Annotated in this window: 18 protein-coding genes; all 18 read left to right on the forward strand. The window is 60.5% G+C overall.

Annotated elements, in window-relative coordinates:
* The first annotated feature begins 285 nt into the window (after nt 1-285).
* The 18 genes from Q4T40_04745 to Q4T40_04830 all read left to right on the forward strand — a co-directional run bounded on the left by Q4T40_04745 (nt 286) and on the right by Q4T40_04830 (nt 16,958).
* Entirely contained in the window at nt 286-1,191 is a 906-nt protein-coding gene (locus tag Q4T40_04745; protein ID MDT8900546.1) for an acyl-CoA dehydratase activase-related protein, read from the forward strand.
* Nucleotides 1,188-2,291, forward strand: coding sequence for a hypothetical protein (locus Q4T40_04750; GenBank protein ID MDT8900547.1), 1,104 nt, complete (start codon nt 1,188-1,190; stop codon nt 2,289-2,291). Before Q4T40_04745 ends, Q4T40_04750 begins: the two co-directional genes overlap by 4 nt.
* 83 nt (nt 2,292-2,374) lie before the next feature.
* Entirely contained in the window at nt 2,375-2,767 is a 393-nt protein-coding gene (locus Q4T40_04755) for a 4Fe-4S binding protein (protein MDT8900548.1), read from the forward strand.
* Between the two features lie 239 nt (nt 2,768-3,006).
* Entirely contained in the window at nt 3,007-3,396 is a 390-nt protein-coding gene (locus Q4T40_04760; GenBank protein MDT8900549.1) for a secondary thiamine-phosphate synthase enzyme YjbQ, read from the forward strand.
* 2 nt (nt 3,397-3,398) lie between these two features.
* Complete coding sequence (locus tag Q4T40_04765; protein MDT8900550.1) at nt 3,399-3,680, forward strand: DUF503 domain-containing protein; 282 nt, start codon at nt 3,399-3,401, stop codon at nt 3,678-3,680.
* Nucleotides 3,681-3,802: 122 nt separating this feature from the next.
* Nucleotides 3,803-4,261 (forward strand): tRNA (uridine(34)/cytosine(34)/5-carboxymethylaminomethyluridine(34)-2'-O)-methyltransferase TrmL, encoded by a 459-nt coding sequence (trmL, locus tag Q4T40_04770; protein MDT8900551.1) that lies wholly within the window; start codon nt 3,803-3,805, stop codon nt 4,259-4,261.
* A 37-nt stretch (nt 4,262-4,298) separates the two neighbouring features.
* On the forward strand, nt 4,299-5,186 hold the full coding sequence (locus tag Q4T40_04775; protein MDT8900552.1) for a TIM barrel protein: 888 nt from the start codon (nt 4,299-4,301) through the stop codon (nt 5,184-5,186).
* A 14-nt stretch (nt 5,187-5,200) separates the two neighbouring features.
* Nucleotides 5,201-6,040, forward strand: coding sequence for a methyl-accepting chemotaxis protein (locus tag Q4T40_04780; GenBank protein ID MDT8900553.1), 840 nt, complete (start codon nt 5,201-5,203; stop codon nt 6,038-6,040).
* A gap of 180 nt (nt 6,041-6,220) precedes the next feature.
* Complete coding sequence (locus tag Q4T40_04785) at nt 6,221-6,568, forward strand: YlbF family regulator (protein MDT8900554.1); 348 nt, start codon at nt 6,221-6,223, stop codon at nt 6,566-6,568.
* Nucleotides 6,555-7,481, forward strand: coding sequence for a UDP-N-acetylmuramate dehydrogenase (gene murB, locus Q4T40_04790; protein MDT8900555.1), 927 nt, complete (start codon nt 6,555-6,557; stop codon nt 7,479-7,481). Before Q4T40_04785 ends, murB begins: the two co-directional genes overlap by 14 nt.
* A gap of 110 nt (nt 7,482-7,591) precedes the next feature.
* Nucleotides 7,592-9,223 (forward strand): MBL fold metallo-hydrolase, encoded by a 1,632-nt coding sequence (locus tag Q4T40_04795; protein MDT8900556.1) that lies wholly within the window; start codon nt 7,592-7,594, stop codon nt 9,221-9,223.
* 85 nt (nt 9,224-9,308) lie between these two features.
* Entirely contained in the window at nt 9,309-11,138 is a 1,830-nt protein-coding gene (typA, locus tag Q4T40_04800) for a translational GTPase TypA (protein ID MDT8900557.1), read from the forward strand.
* 2 nt (nt 11,139-11,140) lie between these two features.
* Complete coding sequence (locus tag Q4T40_04805; GenBank protein MDT8900558.1) at nt 11,141-12,832, forward strand: adenosylcobalamin-dependent ribonucleoside-diphosphate reductase; 1,692 nt, start codon at nt 11,141-11,143, stop codon at nt 12,830-12,832.
* Between the two features lie 274 nt (nt 12,833-13,106).
* On the forward strand, nt 13,107-13,514 hold the full coding sequence (gene sepF / locus Q4T40_04810) for a cell division protein SepF (GenBank protein ID MDT8900559.1): 408 nt from the start codon (nt 13,107-13,109) through the stop codon (nt 13,512-13,514).
* 271 nt (nt 13,515-13,785) lie between these two features.
* Entirely contained in the window at nt 13,786-14,556 is a 771-nt protein-coding gene (locus Q4T40_04815) for an IclR family transcriptional regulator (GenBank protein ID MDT8900560.1), read from the forward strand.
* A gap of 41 nt (nt 14,557-14,597) precedes the next feature.
* Nucleotides 14,598-15,425, forward strand: coding sequence for a 5-dehydro-4-deoxy-D-glucuronate isomerase (gene kduI / locus Q4T40_04820; protein MDT8900561.1), 828 nt, complete (start codon nt 14,598-14,600; stop codon nt 15,423-15,425).
* Between the two features lie 81 nt (nt 15,426-15,506).
* Nucleotides 15,507-15,869: a cupin domain-containing protein gene (locus tag Q4T40_04825; protein MDT8900562.1), complete on the forward strand. Its 363-nt coding sequence runs from the start codon at nt 15,507-15,509 to the stop codon at nt 15,867-15,869.
* 72 nt (nt 15,870-15,941) lie between these two features.
* Nucleotides 15,942-16,958 (forward strand): TRAP transporter substrate-binding protein, encoded by a 1,017-nt coding sequence (locus tag Q4T40_04830; protein MDT8900563.1) that lies wholly within the window; start codon nt 15,942-15,944, stop codon nt 16,956-16,958.
* Nucleotides 16,959-17,035 lie beyond the last annotated feature (77 nt).

A 17,035-nucleotide genomic window follows, 5' to 3' on the forward strand; every position in this document is an offset into this window, starting at 1 on the left:
GGCAAAAGAAGGCGGACGTCACCGAACGGTAACCATCGCCATCCTCGGCGCAGGCGCGCGGCCCTTGCTTGCAGACTCGACAGAGCGGCAGTTCCTCCCCGGCAGGCCGTCGGCCCGCTGCGTCAGAAGCTGTTTACTTTATTATACACCATTTTTAGCCAGAGCAGAAGAGTGTCGCACCCTGAACGGGTATTTTTTTCGCTTATTATAACCGGGAGCGTCAGCGGCAATAATAATAGAGTTAAACACACGCCGCCACAGCGCGGCCCGAAAGGATGGACGGGTTTGCCGCCGACGGTGGGTATTCCCCGCGGACTTCTCTACTATTATTACGGCGATGTCTGGAGCGGATTTATCCGCAGACTTGGCGCCGAACCGGCAGTATCGCCGGAAACGACCCGGCCGGTCATCGAGGCCGGCGGCTCGGTCGACGAAGTCTGCCTGCCGGTCAAGGCCTTTTTTGGCCATGCCCTTTCTCTCGCGGACAAGGTCGATTTGCTGTTCCTGCCGCGGGTAGTCAGCGTCGCGGCCGGGCACTATTCATGCCCCAAGATCATCGGTCTGCCCGATATCGTGCGGGCCGCCCTCCCCGGCGGACCGCCCCTCATCGCGCCGACCGTCGATCTGCGCCAGGGGCGTCGCAGTCTATGTCGGGCGATCATCAGCGCGGGCCAGGCGCTCGGGCGCTCGCCTCTTTACAGCCTGTACGCCTGGCAGCGAGCGTGGCAGGAATACCGCAAGCCGGCCGCGGCAGCCGGAAAGCCGGCGGGATTATCGCGCATCGTCCTGGTGGGACACCCTTACATCCTTAACGACCGCCACATCTGCATGGACATCGGCGGCAAACTGGCGGCCATGGGGATGGAGGTCGTAACCCCGGACAAAGCAGACCCGCGGGCCGCCGCACAAGCCGCAGCCGCGCTGCCGAAGAACATCTTCTGGAACTACTGCCGCCAGCTGGCGGGAGCGGCCCTAACCTTTCTCGCGGCCAGCCCGCCGCCGGACGGCATGATCTTTCTTACCTCCTTCGCCTGCGGCCCCGACTCCCTGGTCGGCGAGCAACTGCGCCGGTTCGCCGGGCGGCGCGGCGTCCCCTTCCTGCTCGTCGCCCTAGACGAGCATACCGCCGAAGCGGGCCTTGTCACAAGGCTGGAGGCATTCACCGACATGATCCGCAGGAGGCGCCCATGAACGTCACCTTTCCGCACATGGGGACGCTCCACATCGTCCTCAAGGCTATGCTGACGACACTGGGGGTCCGGGCGGTGCCGCCGCCTCCCATCAGTAAAACGACGATCGAGATCGGCGCCCGGTTTTCTCCGGAAACGGCCTGTCTGCCGTTTAAAACGACGCTCGGTAATTTTATCCAGGCCCTTGAGGCGGGCGCAGACACCATCCTCACCTGTGGCGGGGCAGGCCCCTGCCGTCTTGGCTATTACGCAACAGTACAGCGCGATATCCTCCGCGACCTGGGCTATAAGTTCGCCATGATCGTCATTGAGCCCGACCTCGCCAGCGTATGGCAATCCATCAGGCGCCTTGCGCCCGGCGGTATACGGCCCCTCTGGCCCGCTTTCCGCCTGGCCGGCGCTAAGCTGCGGGCCCTCGACGCCATCGAGCGGGCGGCTTGCCGGGCCCGGCCACGCGCCGCCGCGTCCGGCGACGTCGACGCCGAGCGCTTGCGGGCGCTGGCCGCAGTTGACGAAGCCGCCACGCCGGCCGCTGCCGCCGAGGCGGTCGCCTCTTCGCTGCGTCGGCTGGAAGGGTTGCCTGCCGGGAGCGGGCCGCCGCCCCTTAAGGTAGGACTGGTGGGGGAAATCTACGTTATGCTCGAAAGCGGTGTCAACGGAGACCTCGTCCGCACCCTTGGGCGGATGGGGGCCGAAGTCCATCCAACCATGCTTCTGGGAGACTACGTCGACACCCATATCCTCAGGGACAAAGCGGCCCTCCGCCGGTCGGAGGCCGTGGCCGCCGCCGCCGCGCCCTTCATCGGCCACTACGTAGGCGGCCACGGCATGAAAAGCGTCGGCCACACCGCCGCCATGGGGCGCACGGGCTTCGACGGCATCATCCACGTCTTTCCCTTCACCTGCATGCCGGAAGTCATCGCCAAGAACATTCTGCCCGTGGTGAGCGTACAGGAAGGCATCCCCGTGCTTTCGCTGGCTTTCGACGAGCAGACCGGCGAGGCGGGGACGGTCACGCGCCTCGAAGCGTTCGTAGATTTGCTGCGCTACCGGCGAAAAAGACAGGAAACGGCCGCCGCCGCACAGAAGCAATTAAATTGAGACCGTGTGACGAACATCACTGTCGGACGGCTTGCGTTCCGGTTATACTAGAACCAGACGACAAGGAAGAGGTGCAGATTATAATGGAAAAAGTTAAGCGTAAAATAATCAAGATCGACGAAGACCTTTGCACAGGCTGCGGCAAATGCGTATCACCCTGCGCCGAAGGCGCCATCGAAATAATTGACGGCAAGGCCAAAGTCCGCCGCGAACAGCTTTGCGACGGGGCCGGCTTCTGCCTGGGCGTCTGCCCGACCGGGGCCCTGACCCTCGAAGAACGCGAGACCGTTCCCTTCGACGAACACGCCGTTCACGAACACAAAAAAACGCTGGCCGACAAGCCGGAGTACAACATCACCATGAAATGCCACCTTTGCGGCACCACCGAGCACGACCGGCCGTTGCTGCCTATCAAGGCCAAGGGCGAGAGTGATTGGGTGTGCGTTAAATGCATACCCCGCCTCATCCACGGCTAGGCGGGACGTTGATAACCCTCCATCTGCTGCGTTGTTTTGCCGGGCGCTTGCTAGCGTACGACCCGAGTACGCGTCGCGGTGCGCCCGGCAAAGCCGCCTTGCATCTGGAGGGTTCTGAACGTCCCTTGGCTTTATCTTAGTCAAAGAACGCCCCCATTGGGGACGTTTTTGTTTTATAAACGTGTCATAGGATTTTTCCCGCCCGCTATGGAACTATAACAGCAAAGAAGGTGAGCCTAATGGACAAATTCGTCGTCTCCACCCCCACGGAAGGGTTTGTCGACATCACCGCCCAGATCGCGGCCATCGTCAGGGCCGCCGGCATCGGCGAAGGCATTTGCCACATCTTCGTTCCCCACACCACCGCCGGCGTCACTATTAACGAAAACGCCGACCCCGACGTCGTCGCCGACATGCTGGCCGGCCTCGACAAAATCGTCCCGCGGCTGCCCTATCGTCATGCCGAAGGCAACTCCCCGGCCCACATCAAAGCCTCGCTGCTGGGCGCGGCGGCGACCGTGCCGATAACGGGCGGCAGCCTTATGCTCGGCACCTGGCAGGCGGTATACCTGGGCGAATTCGACGGCCCGCGCCGCCGGACGGTCTGCGTTACACTGGTCGGTCGCTAGCCATGGCGGTCGTGGTCTGCTCCGTCGAACTCCACATCCCCGCCGCCGGTTCGCTCAAAACCAAGCGTCAGGCCGTTCGCAGCATCGTCGGGCGCATCCGCGCCCGCTGCGGCGCGTCCGTGGCCGAGACCGGGCACCAGGAAACCTGGCAGCGCGCCGCGCTTGAAGTCGCTATCGTCGGCAGCAGCCGGGCCGTGCTCGTCAGGCAGGTCGAACTCGTCCGCCGGATTATCGACGATTGCGGTGAGGCGGAAGTAGCCGCCTTCAGCGTCGAATACCTGTGACGGCTTGCCGGCGGCTGCGGAACGCAGCCTGGTGCGATTGTACTTTTTGACGGACAGTTGTGTACATAATAATAGACAAAGCCGCAGGCCTTGCTGCCATGCGGACTTCCTGAGGTGATCCCATGCACATCGTCCTCGTCGAGCCGGAAATACCCGGCAACACGGGCAATATCGCCCGCCTGTGCGCCGCCACCGGCTGCGAACTGCACCTGGTGCGGCCGCTCGGCTTCTCCACCGACGACCGCTATCTCAAAAGGGCCGGGCTCGACTACTGGCACCTTGTAAAGGTACATTACCACGATTCCTTCGCCGAGGTTGAGACGCTGTACGCCGGGCAGAATTTCCACTTCAACACCACCAAGGCGGACCGGTTTTACAGTGATGTCGCCTATACCTCCGGAGACGTGCTCGTATTCGGCCGGGAAACGGCCGGATTGCCGGACAACATCCTTGCCGCCAATCGCTCCCGGTGCATACGCATCCCGATGCTCGCCGGCGCGCGCTCACTCAACCTCTCCAACGCCGTAGCCGTCGTCGTATACGAGGCTCTCCGCCAGAACGGCTTCAGCGATTTTGTATGAAAAATTTGGCATAATTTATGCAGGAGTTGATTAGAACATGCCGAAAGCTCAGTTCGGTCCGGCCGGGAATCCGGACGCATTTTACGCCGCGGGGCACAAGGCTTCGGCCGAGATGCCGGCGTGGCTGGCCTCCCAGGGACTCGGCGCCTACGAGTATCAGTGCAGCCGCGGCGTAACCATCCGCGAGGAAACCGCCCGGGCCATCGGCGAGGCCGCCCTGCGGAACGGCGTCAGACTCAGCGTCCACGCCCCCTACTATATCAACTTGGCCACCGAAGACCCGACCATCGCCGCCAATACCACCCGGCACATCCTCAAGTCGCTTGAAGCCGCCCGGTGGCTTGGGGCCGACCGCGTCGCCTTCCATATCGGCGGCCCTGGCAAGCAGCCGCGGGACCGGGCGATCGAGCGCGCCGCCGCTCTGTTCCTCGCCGTCCTGGAAGAAGCGGACAAACAGGGCCTGCTCGAAGGAATCTACCTCGCCCCGGAAACGATGGGCAAGCAGAATCAGCTCGGCAACCTCGAAGAAGTGCTGGCTTTCTGCGCCTTGAGCGAATGGACCATCCCCACGATCGATTTTGGCCACCTGCACGCCGTCACCGGTGGTCGCTACACCACCCACGCCGAATATGAGGCCGCCTTCGACCTCGTCGCCGAAAAACTGGGCGAACGGAAAGCCGCCGCCGTCCACATCCACTTCAGCCGCATCGAGTTCACCAAAGCGGGCGAAAAACGGCACTGGACCTTCGGCGACGACTACGGGCCGCCCCATGAACCGCTCCTCGACACCATCGTCGCCCGCGGCTACGCCCCGCGGATCGTCTGCGAATCGGCCGGCACCCAGGCCGCCGACGCCAAAACAATGCAGGAATATTATCTGGCGGCCCTTGCCCGCCGTTCAACCGACCCGGTTACGCACACATAAAGGGGGAGTAATATTTGAACGGAACCAATCCCGCCCTCGACCACTTCCTTCACGTCATGCCGGTGATGGTAGACCTTCACGCCGGACAAATCGGCGTAGCCGTCACCGATCGGGAAAAATACCTCTACTACCGCCCGTCCGACAAACTGGACCTCAAAATCCTCCCAGGCGCGCCTCTCAAAGCGGGGACGGCGATCGTCAGGGCGATGGAAGAAAAACGCCGCGTCGTCGTCAGGGGCGATAAAGCGACCTTCGGCCTGCCGTACATCGCCACCGCGTACCCCATCGTCGGCGACGGCGGCAACGTGGTCGGCGGCGTGGTGGTCATCGAACCCACCGACCGCCAGGACGCCCTCAAGGAAATGGCTGATAACCTCAACGACAATATCGGCACCCTTGCCAGCACCACCGAAGAAATCTCCGCCCAGGCGGAAGAAATCGCCACCGTCAGCGCCAACCTTTCCCGGCTCTCCCGGGAATCACAGCAGCGGGTCAAGGAGACTGACCAGGTGCTGGGGCTGATCAAAAACATCGCCGGCCAGACAAACCTGCTGGGGCTCAACGCCGCCATCGAGGCCGCCCGGGTGGGCGACGCCGGCCGGGGTTTCGGCGTCGTTGCCGAAGAGATCCGCAAACTCGCCACCGCCAGCGCCGATTCCATAAAAAAGATCGAAGACATCATCGGCGCCATCCAGACGGACAGCAACAACACTTACGGCCAACTCAGCCAGGTCAACGACGTAATCGGCCAGATCGCGGGCGCCCTCGCCCATGTCGCCGGCGCCGTCCAGGAAGCCGGCAGCATGGCCCGGGAGCTTGATCAGATGGCCGACGACCTCAGTCATGATAAATAGTCGGTAACTCCCCGCCCCGCAGGCCTGCGGGGCGTTTTCGTCCATTTTCCGGCCGTTGGCAGGAGTTGGCCGCGGTGTTGGTGAATACACCCCTAATGTCCCGCGGTATGCCGGCCGCATCCTCGATGTATTAATCCGTACCGGGGAGCATAAGATACATTGTATATGGGAGGAATACGCTTGAACCCGTACGATAAGGCGCACGAACTTGCCAGAACGCTCAAGGCGTCTGCCGAATACCGCACCTTCCTGGCCGCCAAGGAGGCTCTTGCGGTCGACCCGGAAGCCAAGAAAATGGTCCAGGACTTTCTCCGTAGAAAGATGGAGCAGGAATACGAGGCGCTCGCCGGCAAGGAAGACCCTGCCAAGGCCGAGGCGCTCAACAGGATGTACGAACTTCTTGCCGCGAACGGCAAAGCGCGCGAGTTTCTCGAAGCCTACCTTCGTTTTCAACGCATCATGGCCGATATTAGCAAAATTATTGGCGACTCGGTCGCCGAAGGACTGGATCTGTTTGCAAAGGATTAAACTGAAGGACGATTTCTCCACACAACTGCAGAATATAATTTCCGGTCCGCGCCTTCTGCTCGACGAGCCCATGTCCAAGCATACCACCTTCCGCATCGGCGGTCCGGCCGACTATCTCGTCCTGCCCGCCTCGGCCCGGGAGGTGGCGGCGGTGCTGATTCTCGCCAGAGAATGCGGCATCCCTGTTACGATCCTCGGCAACGGTTCCAACGTCCTCGTCCGCGACAAAGGCATTCGCGGCCTGGTGCTAAAATTCGACGTCACCATGGGCAGCATCCGCCACAACGGGGCAACGGTCAAAGCCGGCGCCGGGGCGTCGCTCGGCGACGTAGCCCGCTACGCCGCCGCTCAGGGCCTCACCGGACTGGAATTCGCCGTCGGCATCCCGGGGAGCATTGGCGGGGCGGTCTTCATGAACGCCGGCGCGTATGAAGGCGAAATCGGCTGCTTCGTCTCAGCCGTCACGGCGGTATGCCCCGACGGACGCCTGCAGCGGTTTGCGCACGCCGACATCCGCTTCGGCTACCGCGACAGCATCTTTCAGCACAACGGCTGCATCATCTGCGAGGTCGAACTCGCGCTTACGGCCGGCGACGACGCGGCGATCGACAGGAAGATGAACGATTACACAAGCCGCCGCGAAGCCAAACAACCTATCGAAATGCCCAGCGCCGGCAGCACCTTCAAGCGCCCCCCCGGTTACTTCGCCGGCACCCTCATCGAACAGGCCGGCCTAAAGGGGTATAAAATCGGCGGCGCGCAGGTATCCGGGAAACATGCAGGCTTCATCGTCAATGCCGGCGGCGCCACCGCCGCCGACGTGCTTGCCCTTATCAAGGAAGTGCAGCGCAAGGTCCAGGATCGCTTTGGCGTCAGGTTGCAGCCTGAGGTCCGCATCTTCGGCGAAGAATAAAGTTTATCTCTAAAAGCGGGGATAGCCCCGCTTTTTTCTCGGGCAGGAAATGATATACTGACGTGGAAGTAAACAGCGTTAGCAATAATTTTGGCGAAGGAGCGTAAAACATGCAACTGACGTTTTTGGGAGCATCGGGAATGGTTACCGGTTCTTCTTACCTCCTGGAGGCAGGCCAAAGCAAAATTCTTGTGGACTGCGGCATGTTCCAGGGCTCAAAGGCGACCGAAGCCCTTAACCGGCGGGCGTTCCGCTTCGAACCTGCCGCCATCGACGCCGTCCTGCTCACTCACGCCCACATCGACCACAGCGGTCTGTTGCCGAAACTTTGCAAAGCGGGTTACAAAGGCAAAATTTACGCCACCGAAGCCACCGCCGACCTATGCCGCATAATGCTGCCCGACAGCGCCCACATCCAGGAGTTCGAGGCCGAGATAGCCGGCCGCAAAGGCCGCCGTGCCGGCAAGCCTCCCCTCGAGCCTCTCTATACGGTCGACGACGCTTACGCCAGTCTTAAGCAATTCGAGCCCAAGCCTTACGACCAGAAGCTGAACATAACCCCGGAAGTAGCCGTGCGCTTCAACGACGCCGGCCACATCCTCGGCTCGTCGATCATCGAAATATGGGTCACCGAAAACGGCAAAACAGTCAAATTCGTATTTTCCGGCGACCTTGGACAGCCCGATCAGCCGCTGATCAAGGACCCCTCCGCCATCGACGCCGCCGACTACATCGTCATGGAATCCACCTACGGCAACCGCAAACATGAACACTACGACAAAGGGGAGGCCCTGGCGGCGATAATAAACGAAACCGTCGCCCGCGGCGGCAACATCGTCATACCCGCCTTCGCCGTCGGCCGCACCCAGACCATCATCTACCACCTTTATAAATTGCTCAAAGCAGGCAAAATCCCCAGTATCCCCGTCTTCATCGACAGCCCCCTTGCCATCTCGGCCACCGACATCTTCGCCCACCACCCCGAGGTTTTCGACGCCGAAGCCCACGAAATACTGTACGACCATCAGGAAAGCATCAACAAACTGTTGCACCTCAATTTCACCCGGACAGCCGAAGAATCGAAAGCGATAAACTTCCTCAAGGAGCCGGCCATCATCATCTCGGCCAGCGGCATGGCCGACGCCGGCCGCATCCTCCATCACCTCAAACACAACCTCTGGCGTCCCGAATCCAGCGTCATCCTCGTAGGCTACCAGGCCGAGGGCAGCCTGGGACGACGGCTGATAGAAGGCGTCAAGCGGGTGAAAATTATGGGCGAGGAAGTGAGCGTACGGGCGAAAATCCATAATCTCGACGGTTTTTCCGCCCATGCCGACCAGGAATACCTCATTAAATGGCTGTCGATGTTCCGGGAGCCGCCGGCCAACATCTTCATCGTCCATGGCGAGCTGGAACAGGCGAACGCCTTCGCCGGCGTCATAAAAGACAAACTCGGCTATCCCGTCTATGTGCCCGGCTTCGGTGACTCCGCCGTCATCGACGGCCGCAGCTTCAGCGTCGAGGCCAGCGGCATGGTGCTCGTCGACCCTGCGGTTATCGAACTGCAAAAACTCCTCGAACAACTCGACAGCGAATTCATGGAACTGCGCAAACGCCTGGAGACGGCCGGCGCGGGCGACCCGGCCAAGCTTTCCGCCCTGCTGCGCGACGCCCAGAAAGTCCGCAAATACGTCCGCAAAACACTCGAAGCCGCCGGCGGGAACGGCAGCGGATCGAAATAGCCGCATAAAAGCGTCCCGTTATGCATGAGACTAAATAATACTCGCAGCATTATACAAAGCGCCACGCTACCAGGAGGAATAAACAATGCAACGCAACGACCTACGCAATATCGCCATCATCGCCCACGTCGACCACGGCAAAACGACGCTCGTCGACGCCATGCTCAAACAGAGCGGGGTATTCCGCAGCAACGAGCAGGTAGTCGAGCGCGTCATGGACTCCAACGAGCTCGAGCGCGAGCGCGGTATCACCATTCTTGCCAAAAACACCGCCATCATGTACGGCGGCGTCAAAATCAACATCGTCGACACCCCCGGCCACGCCGATTTCGGCGGCGAAGTCGAGCGCGTGCTCAACATGGTCGACTGCGTCCTGCTCCTCGTCGACGCCTTCGAAGGGCCCATGCCCCAGACCAAGTACGTGCTGCGCAAAGCTCTCGAACAGAACCTCAGGGCCATCGTCGTCATCAACAAGATCGACCGCCCCGATCAGCGGGTCGCCGACGTGCTCGACGAAGTGCTCGAACTCTTCATCGAACTCGAAGCCGACGACAAGCAGCTCGACTTTCCCGTCGTCTACGCCACCGCCCGCGACGGCATCGCCAAACTCAGCATGGATGACGACAGCGAGGACCTCAAACCGCTGTTCGACCTGCTGCTCTCCGCCGTTCCCGCGCCCCAGGGCGACATCGACGGACCTTTGCAGATAATGGTCACCACCCTTGACTGGGACGACTACGTCGGCCGCGTCGCTATCGGCCGCGTCATGCGCGGTCGGGTCCAGAGCGGACAGTCGGTCACCATTATGAACGGTGAAACCGAGACGCGGGCCAAGCTGAGCCGCCTGTATGTCTACGAAGGACTCAAACGCAGCGAAGTCAAGGAGGCAGCCCTGGGCGACATCGTTGCCGTCACCGGCCTCGACGCCGTCAACATCGGCGACACCATCGCCGACCCCGAAAACCCCGAAGCATTGCCGACAATCAAAGTCGACGAACCGACGCTGGCGATGATCTTCAGCGTCAACACCAGCCCCTTCGCCGGCAAAGAAGGCCAGTACGTCACCAGCCGTCACCTGCGCGACCGGCTGTTCCGGGAAGTCGAAACCAACGTCAGCCTGCGGGTCGCCGAAACCGGCAGCCCGGACTCTTTCGAGGTCTCCGGCCGCGGCGAACTTCACCTTTCCATCCTCATCGAGACCATGCGCCGCGAAGGCTATGAATTTCAGGTCGGCAAACCCAGAGTAATCTTCAAGACCATCAACGGCCAGAAGTGCGAACCGCTCGAACGCCTCACCGTCGACGTGCCCCAGGAATACATGGGAACAGTCATGGAGGCGCTCGGCACGCGCCGGGCCGAGCTCATCAACATGGTCGAACTGGCCGGCTATCTCAGGCTGGAATTCGTCATCCCCGCCCGCGGCCTCATCGGCTTCCGCTCGGAATTCCTCACCAACACCAAAGGCTACGGCATCATGCACCACATCTTCCACGGCTACGCCCCCTACAAAGGCGACATTTCCGGCCGCACCCGCGGCGCGCTCGTCGCCTTCGAAACCGGCGAAACGACCACCTACGGCATTCACAGCGTCCAGGACCGCGGCACGATGTTCGTCGTTCCCGGGCAGGCGATTTACGAAGGCATGGTTGTCGGCGAGAACGCCCGGGAAATGGACATGGAAGTAAACCCCTGCAAGAAAAAGCACGTCACCAACATGCGCTCGAGCTCTGCGGATGAAGCGCTCAGACTCACCTCGCCCCGCATCCTCAGCCTCGAGCAGGCGCTCGAGTGGATCAACGACGACGAAGTCGTCGAAGTCACACCGAAGAGCATACGGCTGCGCAAAGCCACCCTCGACCGGCAGCTCAGGGCTCGCGAGCGCAAAAACGCCAAGGAGGCGCAGGAAGGGGAGTAGGGATGTTTTCTTCCGAAGCCGAGGCCGTCCTGCAGGCCCGTTACCTTAAAGACGGCGAAACCCCCGCGGACATGTTCCGGCGGGTGGCCGGCCACGTCGCCCAGGCTGAAACCCGAAACGGCCGGGACTCCTTCCGGGCAGCGGACGAATACCGGCGGCTTATGGACGACCTCGTCTTCCTGCCCAACTCTCCCACCCTGATAAACGCCGGCAAGGCGCGGGCCCAGCTCGCCGCCTGCTTCGTGCTTCCTGTCGACGACTCGCTCACCAGCATCTTCGAAACCCTCAAAAACGCCGCCCTCATCCACCAGAGCGGCGGCGGCACGGGCTTCTCCTTCTCCCGCCTGCGCCCCGCCTGCGACCGGGTATCCACCACCGGCGGCGAGGCCAGCGGACCGGTATCCTTCATGCACATCTACGACGTCGCCACCCAGGTGGTCAAACAGGGCGCGGCGCGACGCGGCGCCAACATGGCCGTCCTTAGGGTCGATCACCCCGACATCGAACAATTCATCACCGCCAAACGCAGCCACGACGTCCTCAACAACTTCAACCTCTCGGTCGCGATAACCGACGACTTCATGCAAGCCGTCGCCGCTGGCCGTCCCTACGCCCTCGTCAACCCCCGCAACGGCGGCGTCGTGAAAACCGTCGCGGCCCGCGGCCTGTTCTCCCTGTTGGTCCGCATGGCGTGGGAAAGCGGTGAGCCCGGCCTCTTCTTCCTCGACACCGTCAACCGATACAACCCCACCCCGGGCCTCGGCGCCTTCGAAGCCCCCAACCCCTGCTCCGAGCAGCCGCTCCTGCCGTACGAATCCTGCGTCCTCGGCTCGATAAACCTCACCAGACTGGTCGCCGGCGGCGACATCGACTTCGGTCGGCTGCGCCAGGTCGTCCACACCGCCGTCAGCTTCCTTGACAACGTGATCGACATCAACGACTATCCCCTGCCGGCCGTAGCCGAAGCCACCCGCAGAACGCGCAAAATCGGCCTCGGCATCATGGGGCTGGCTGAGGTGTTCATCATGCTCGATATCCCTTACGCCAGCGAAGCCGCCGTCAAGCTCACCGGCCGCATCCTCGAATTCATAACCGGCGAGGCGCGGCAAGCGTCCGCCCTTCTCGGCGCCGAGCGCGGCAGCTTCCCGGCCTTTGCCGCCAGCGTCTATCCCGGACGCGGCTTCGCCGCCATGCGCAACGCCACCGTTACCACCATCGCCCCCACCGGCACCATCAGCATAATCGCCGGCTGCTCCAGCGGCATCGAGCCGCTCTTCGCCCTCGCCCTGTCCAGGCGCGTCCTCGAAGGGAGGGTGCTCACAAGCGTCAACCGCACCGTCGTCGACTACCTCAGTCAACGTAACCTGTATACGGAAGAAATCGCCGAAACCATCGCCACCTGCGGCAGCGTCGCGGACACCGCGCTCCCGGCCCGTATCAAAGAAGTACTAGCTACGGCTCGCGAAATCGCCCCCTACTGGCACGTGGCCCATCTCGCCGCCGCCCAAATGTTCACCGACAACGGCGTATCGAAAACCGTCAACATGCCGCACGAGGCCAGCGAAGCCGATGTCGCCGCCATCTTTCGCCAGGCATACGCCGGCGGCTGCAAAGGGGTAACCGTGTACAGGGACGGGAGCAGGGCGGAGCAGGTGTTGACCGGCGGCACCGTCTGCGAAGAATGTTCGCTATGAAACCTGAAAGTTTCCTTGAAAGTCCTTCTGCATCGTTAGCCCAGCAGGCGTTTACAGCTACTCTGAGTAAGCGTCGCTGCACATCCTCGGGCTGCCCTGCGGCAGAAGCTTTCAGGAAACTTTGCATTTTTTAGGCCCTTTTCCTTAAGTTTTCGGCTTTTTTTGACGAAATTACTTACAAATGCCATTTTCATGCAGGAAAACGGTAACACGTGTCGAAACTTTACCGGAAAATGGATTAGACAAATGATTATGTCAAGGGGGTGGGGGGAACTTGGCTTCCGGCCTCATCGATAAACTGACCAATTTCCTCATGCCGGTCGAAGAAGAAACTCAGCCGGCGGAGGCTCCGCCCGTCGCGGGCGAACGCCGCGCCCAGCTCAGGGTCCACAGCCCGGCGGCGCTGAAAGTTTTCATTGCCTCGCCGGTCGAATTCGACGACGTAAAATTGTGCGCTGACTACCTTAAAGCCAACGTCGCCGTACTGATAAACCTCGAGGCTGTCGACGACGCCGTCAAACAGCGTATCGGCGATTTCCTCGACGGACTTCTTGTCATCACCGGCGGCGCAAGCCAGCGGGTATCGGACTCGGTTTTCGTCTACGTGCCCGCCAACGTCGACATCAACAAGGAAATGTATGCCTACTCCGTTCCGACGTACGTCAAACGGAAGAAGGAATAACGAGCAACTTTTAATTATTTTGTATTAATCAAGGAGCGATTCGCGCGAATCGCTCCTTTTGCGTCTCCTAGCCTGTTCCTGGCAGCAAGGCCGCGGGTCGGCGGCCGCGACGCCAGCTATTCCCCATCCAGACAATGGCGAATTTCATATTGTGAACTATCGTGCCAGAATATTGAAATAACAGCAGGATTTTTGCGCCGTCGAGCGTAAATTAGCATTGAAATTCTAGTATGCGGCACCTGGTTCCACAATATGAAACGAGGAAGGAAGCATGGAAAAGCACTTTTTAGAAGTTCAGGTTCTCCAACGGGCCATGGACGTCCTCGAGGTCATCGGCAAGAGCCCCGAACCGGTCAGCTTGAAAAACATCACCGAAAAAGTAGGGCTGCCCAAATCCACGGTATACCGCATCCTGTCCAACCTCGAATCCCGCGGCTATGTATGCTGCAGCAACGAAGGCGGTTATCGCCTGGGGCTGACCTTTCTCACCCTGGGACAGAAAGCCGAACGGGGATTCGAACTCAAACGTCTGGCCCGGCCGTACATGACAAAGCTCAATCAGCTCACCAACGAATCCGTCCACCTCGGCGTGCTGGCGAGGAACAAAGTCCTTTATCTCGACTCCATCGACAGCCCCCACACCATCCGCCTTGTCGCGCAGATCGGCGGCAACAATCTGCTGCACTGCACGTCGCTCGGCAAAGCCTTGCTCATCGCCCACAGCGACGAAGAAATCAGGCAGATACTGATCGAATCCGGCATGGAGAGGCGAACCCACTACACCTTGGCCACCCCCGAAGCCTTTCTCAAAGAAATGGAAGTCGTGCGCCGCGCCGGCTTCGGCTTCGACGACCGCGAGAGCGACAGCGAATGCTTCTGCATCGGCGCGCCTATCTACAACCATCTCGGCCAGGTTCTCGCCGCGATCAGCGTTTCCGGACCGATCTCCCGCGTCTCGCGGCGGACGGCGGAAACGATCGTTGCCCCGCGGCTCATCGAAGCCACCAAGTGCATCTCCCGTTCCCTGGGGTATGTTTCCTAGCCAGTAAAGACGAGATTCTTACACTCGAAGGAGGCCAGTCCATGGAAATCAGGTATCCGTCCCACCCCCAGGATGTAAAGCGCTACACCACCGACCAACTTCGCAAGGACTTTCTCATCCAGGAAATCTTCGTTCCCGGCGAGACGAAAATGGTCTACAGTCACTTCGACCGGATAATCGCCGGCGGAATCTGTCCCACCGCCCCCCTGGCCCTCGAAGCCGGCAAGGAGATCGCCGCCGACTTCTTCCTCCAGCGCAGGGAAATCGGCATCATCAACATCGGCGCGCCGGGCAAGGTGCTCGTCGACGGCGCCGAATACCCCCTGAAAAAAACCGACGGTCTGTATATAGGAATGGGAGCGCAAAAAGTAACCTTCACGAGCGACGACCCTTCCAACCCGGCCAAATTCTACTTCAACAGCACCCCGGCCCACAAAACCTATCCCACCGTCAAAATCCTCGTCGACAACATCGTACCCGCCGCCCTGGGCAGCATCAGCCAGTCCAACGAGCGGAAAATTTACAAATACATCGTTCCCGGCGGCGTCGAGAGCTGCCAGCTCGTTATGGGCATGACCGTACTCGCCCCCGGCAACATGTGGAACTCCATGCCCTGCCACACCCACGAGCGGCGAATGGAAGTCTACTTCTACTTCGACCTCGCCCCCGAATCCGTTGTCTTCCACCTCATGGGCGAGCCGGGAGAAACGCGCCACGTCGTCATCCGCAACGAAGAAGCGATAATTTCGCCCAGCTGGTCGATCCACTCCGGAGTAGGCACAGGCAACTATACCTTCATTTGGGGCATGGCCGGCGAAAACCAAAAATTCGACGACATGGACCATATACCCATGTCCTGCTTGAAGTAAGCGCCTGCGAAAAAAGGGTAGGGGGGTGACAGCGCAACCGCAAAAACCGTCGCTCAGAAAAAAACCAAAGGGGGACAAAAGATGGCGGAAACCAGGAAATACGTTTACTCCATCAGGGATATTCCTCCGGTGCCTCTGACCGACAAAGTCAACACCCGTTTTCTCCTCGGCGACAACGTTCTCATGAGCTTCATCGAGCAGCCGCCAGGAGCGGTATTTCCCATCCATGCCCACGACTGCGAACAAATCCTGATTATCCTCGAAGGGTCCAACGAGCAAATTGTCGACGGCGAAACCTACCACATGGAAGCCGGCGACGTCTGCGTCCACCCCGCCAACGTGCCGCACGGCGGCGAAACGAAAACCGGTTTCAAGGGTATCGACATTTTCTCGCCACCCCGTCAGGACTATGTTGAAAGAATAAAAAAATATCAGCGGCAATAACCGGCTCAGGCTGACGGTACGGAGCTCCACGGAAACCTCACTGCGAAGATTTTTATGTAGAGAGGGATGCTTGTGAAAAAGACGCTCAGCGTACTGCTTGCCCTGACACTGCTGCTTGGCGCCATCGCCATGGCCGGCTGCGGCAAGAGCGAACCCGCCAAACAGGAAGTCAAAACCATTGCCATGAAGTTCGGCCATTATGCTCCGGCCGGCCACCCCGGCCACGCGGCCGCCAAGATGTTCGCCGAGAACGTCGAAAAGCGGACCAACGGCGCCATCAAAATCTCCGTATTCCCCGACAATCAGCTCGGCTCCCCGCCGGAAATGCTCGAACAGAACATCATGGGCGCCATCGACATGAGCCTGCCCACCCAGGGCGCGCTCGACAAATACTCGAAAAAATTCGCCGTAGTCATGCTGCCCTTCGTCTTCAATGACGCCCACCACGCCTACAAGGTGCTCGACGGCCCCTTCATGCAGTGGGCGGCCCCCGACCTTGACAAACAGGGGCTCATCTTCCTCGCCAACTGGGAATGGGGTTTCCGCAACCTTACCAACAACGTGCGCCCCATCAACTCCCCGGATGACGTCAAAGGACTCAAGATCAGGACGCCGCCGGAAATCCAACTCCAGGCGGCCATGGAAGCGCTTGGCGGCAACGTCACCAAGATCGCCTTCCCCGAACTGTTCATGGCCCTCAAACAGGGGGTCGTCGACGCCCAGGAAAATCCCCTGTCCGTAATCTATCACAACAAATACTACGAAGCCCAGAAATACCTGGCAATGACAAATCACGTCTATAACTCCATGGTCCACGTCATGAGCAAAAAGACCTGGGAAAAACTGACCCCCGAACAACAGAAGATAATCAAGGAAGAAAGCAAAAAAGCCGGCGACTTTATGAGGGAACAAGTCCAGAAGGAAGAAAAGGCGCTGGTTAAACAGCTCGAAGAAAAGGGCATGAAAGTCACCACTCCCAAAGTGGCCGAGTTTAAAGCCAAGATGCAGCCCGCCTACGACAAGATCGCCGCCTACGCCGGCAAAGAGAACGTCGACGCCTTTATCAAGATGGCCGACTCTGTCAAATAATCCGCCCCTTCCAAGGGAACCCGGCGGCCAGGCTGGCGGGTCAGGCCAGTCGGGCCGCCGGGTTTCCCTTCCCCCTC

The sequence above is a fragment of the Selenomonadales bacterium 4137-cl genome (assembly GCA_032334055.1).
Lineage (GTDB): Bacteria > Bacillota > Negativicutes > Sporomusales > UBA7701 > Anaeroselena > Anaeroselena agilis.